The sequence below is a fragment of the Sulfurimonas sp. genome (assembly GCF_014859695.1).
Lineage (GTDB): Bacteria > Campylobacterota > Campylobacteria > Campylobacterales > Sulfurimonadaceae > Sulfurimonas.
This window is the reverse complement of the sequence record NZ_JACUTS010000131.1, coordinates 1-3,453: the sequence shown is the minus strand read 5'-3', so window position 1 is coordinate 3,453 and position 3,453 is coordinate 1. Positions and strand designations below refer to the sequence as shown.

Below are 3,453 nucleotides of genomic sequence, written 5' to 3'. Positions count from 1 at the left end.
GGAGTTAAAGATATATGTGGAGAATTGCCGCAATGGGCAATTCAGGTAAATTATTTACCGATAGTTTGTGCGAAAGCGTCTAACTCTTCGTTTGAATACTTATCAACTTGACCTTTCATAAGACCTTTCATTGCTGCACCGTAAGAACCGTCTTTATAACCTTTAAGCGCAACAGCAATATCAGCTTTGCTCATCTCTGCAACATTCTTAGATTTACCTAGAGCAGCTTTGCTCCAATCAGCACCGTGACAACCTGTACACGCAGCAGCATTTACAGCAGCCATTAAAGCAGTAGTTGCACCTAAAGCAACGATTGATAAAATGATTTTTTTCATTTTTTATACCCTTTTTTTAATTTCAGACAAATTATAATGACATTTATCTTAAATGCTTGTTAATGATTTATCTGTTATCATTTTGTTAAATTTACGAGGTTTTGGTGCATTAGATGAGATACATAAATGATGATTTAAACGATAAAACGATTTTAATAACCGGTGGCGCAGGTTTTATAGGTTCAAATTTGGCGTTTTATTTTCAAAACAATCATCCGGATGCAAAAGTTGTCGTCGTAGACAGCTTTAGAAGCGGCGAAAAGCTCTCAAACGGAAATTTGAAGAGCTTTGGACACTTTAAAAACTTAATAGGGTTTAGAGGCGAGATAATAAGCGGGGATATTAACGACAAAGATCTCTTGCTTAGCCTAGAATTAAACTATAAATTTGATTTTGTTTTTCATGAGGCTGCTATCTCTGATACTACAGCACTTGAGCAAGATTTAATGATAAAAACAAATGTAAATGCTTACAAAGATCTTTTAGAGCTTGCCATAAAACATGGTGCAAATATGATTTATGCATCTTCGGCAGCAACTTACGGCAATGCTGCCTCACCACAGAGGGTAGGGCGTGAAGCACCGCAAAATGTTTACGGATTTTCAAAATTAGCCATGGACAACTTAAGTAAAGAGTATATGCAAAAAAGTGCAATCTCTATAGTCGGGCTTAGATATTTTAATGTTTACGGTCCGAGGGAGTATTTTAAAAACAGTACTGCTTCTATGGTTTTACAGTTTGGTCATCAGATACTAGCTGGCAGAAAACCGCGTCTTTTTGAAGATAGCGATAAGATTTTAAGAGATTTTATATATATAGAAGACATTATTCAGGCAAATGTAAAAGCTATGAATGCTAAAGAGAGCGGAATCTATAATGTAGGAACAGGCAAGGCAAGAAGCTTTCAGGATATGGTCGATATTTTGCAGCGTGAACTGGGAACAACCCTCTCATGTGAATATATTCTAAACCCGTTTATCGGCAGCTACCAGTTTCATACGGAAGCGGACATTGCCTCAACGAAAGAAGCTCTGGGGTATGAGCCGAAATTTGAGATGGAAGATGGAATCAAGGCATATATAAGTGAAATTAAAAGAGTTTATGAAGAAGAAGTCAAATAATGAAAAACCTGAAAAATTTCACTCCTAAAATATTGGTTATCGGCGATTTGATGATAGATCACTACCTATGGGGAAGTTGTGAGAGAATCTCTCCAGAAGCTCCTGTGCAGATAGTAGATATTTCAAAAGAGACGACCGTTCTTGGCGGCGCTGGAAATGTTATAAACAACCTTGTGGTTCTTGGGGCAAATGTAAGTGTAAGTGGAGTTATAGGAAGCGATGGTAACGGAGTCGAGCTTATAAACTTGTTGAAAAATATAGATGTAGACGTTAGGGGAATAATTATACAAAACGGAAGAAAAACATCCAAAAAAAGCCGTGTAATCGCGGCTTCTCAGCAGATACTTCGATATGACAAAGAGAGCAAAGAGGAGATAGAAAACGCTTCAGTAGAGAAGATTTTAAACTCGCTTGCAGGCACTGTTTCAGAGTATGATGCCGTCATTTTGTCCGACTACGGAAAAGGCGTTTTAACTAATGAGCTGTGTCAAGGAGTTATAAAACTCTGCAACAAAGAGGGTATTAAAGTTTTGGTTGATCCAAAAGGGAGCGACTACGGCAAATATAGCGGCGCATATCTTTTAACACCAAATAAAAAAGAGGCTATGCTCGCCACAAAAGTTGAAATAAAAGACAAGGCAAGTCTAAAAGAAGCGCTTTTAAAGATGAAAAAAGAGGCTGATTTGGCAATCTCTCTTATTACGCTCTCAGAGGATGGGATTGCCGTATTTGACGATGAGATGAAGATATTTCCAACCGTTGCAAAAGAGGTTTTTGATGTAACGGGTGCAGGAGATACGGTCATAGCCTCAATCGCTTTTGCGCTTAGTGCGAATAAAAGCATAGAGGATTCTGCAAAGTTTGCGAACCTTGCAGCGGGTGTAGTAGTTGGAAAAATTGGCTCGGCAACGGTTACTCTTGATGAGATAGAAGAGTATGAAGCAACGTTGCATAAAAGCACCTCAGAAGCGCACATAAAAAGCTTTGATGAGATAAATGCGGTTGTGGAGCGTTACCGTGCAAACGGTAAAAAAGTCGTCTTTACAAACGGCTGCTTTGATATTTTGCATGTCGGACATGTCAAGTATCTCCAGATTGCAAAGAGTTTTGGAGATGCATTGATTGTCGGGCTGAATTCAGATGCATCCGTCTCTCGCCTAAAAGGTCCATTACGCCCTATTAATATCGCAGAAGACAGAGCTTATCTTTTAGCTGCTCTTGAAGCGGTAGATTTTGTCGTGCCGTTTGAAGAAGATACTCCCTATGAGCTTATAAAAATGATAAAACCGGATACGCTCGTAAAGGGCGGCGATTACGAAGGTAAAAGCGTGGTAGGAACAGAATTTGCTCTAGAGTTGAAGCTAGTTGACTTTGTAGATGGGAAGAGCACTACAAAGACGATTCAAAAAATAAAAGGAAATTAAATGTTTAAAAAGATATCTTTAATTGCATTAAGCACAGTATCTGTCTTTGCAATGCATAGTGCGGAAGTAAATATAAATAACTCAGATTTGGAGCTCTCGGCAAAGCTTGATATGGGGCAGTTTAATGACAGTATTGAACCCGCTACTATCTTTTTGGGTGCGAAATATTTAAATGCAGATGAGAGGCATAGTGATGTGCGCAACATAGATGATTATCAAGAGATAAATTTTTTGATGCAAAAAAATGTAAATAGTGATTTTAGATTAGGATTAGGTGTCAAACTGAACCACACGGATGAGTTTGTTTCAATTCCTTTAGGTATAGAGGCTGTTTATAAACTTCCTGTTAGTTCAAGCGTACCGTTTTACATCGGTGCCAGCATATATACTGCTCCTGAGGTACTCTCTTTTGATGAAGCAGATAGCTTTTTGGAGTACCGTTTTACTTTAGAAGCAGAAGCAATACAGAATGGTTTTATAACATTAGGATATAGACATATGGATACAAACTATGAGGTAAGAGACGTAGAGTATAACGATTCTGTTTATTTTGGTCTGAAATTTCTGTTTTAG

The 3,453-nt window shown here is 38.1% G+C and carries 4 protein-coding genes; 3 read left to right on the top strand and 1 reads right to left on the bottom strand.

Going from position 1 to position 3,453, the window contains the following annotated elements; genetic code table 11:
* Positions 1-50 precede the first annotated feature (50 nt).
* Positions 51-335 (bottom strand): cytochrome C, encoded by a 285-nt coding sequence (locus tag IBX42_RS11785; protein ID WP_294933127.1) that lies wholly within the window; start codon positions 333-335, stop codon positions 51-53.
* Between the two features lie 113 nt (positions 336-448).
* On the opposite strand from IBX42_RS11785, the gene rfaD reads away from it, so the two are divergent.
* Genes rfaD through IBX42_RS11770 form a run of 3 tightly spaced genes read left to right on the top strand, consistent with a single transcriptional unit; the run spans position 449 to position 3,453 of the window.
* Positions 449-1,456, top strand: coding sequence for an ADP-glyceromanno-heptose 6-epimerase (rfaD, locus tag IBX42_RS11780; protein ID WP_294933126.1), 1,008 nt, complete (start codon positions 449-451; stop codon positions 1,454-1,456).
* Positions 1,456-2,880, top strand: coding sequence for a D-glycero-beta-D-manno-heptose-7-phosphate kinase (gene rfaE1, locus IBX42_RS11775; protein ID WP_294933125.1), 1,425 nt, complete (start codon positions 1,456-1,458; stop codon positions 2,878-2,880). The genes rfaD and rfaE1 overlap by 1 nt, the downstream gene beginning before the upstream one ends.
* Positions 2,881-3,453, top strand: coding sequence for a YfaZ family outer membrane protein (locus IBX42_RS11770; protein ID WP_294933124.1), 573 nt, complete (start codon positions 2,881-2,883; stop codon positions 3,451-3,453).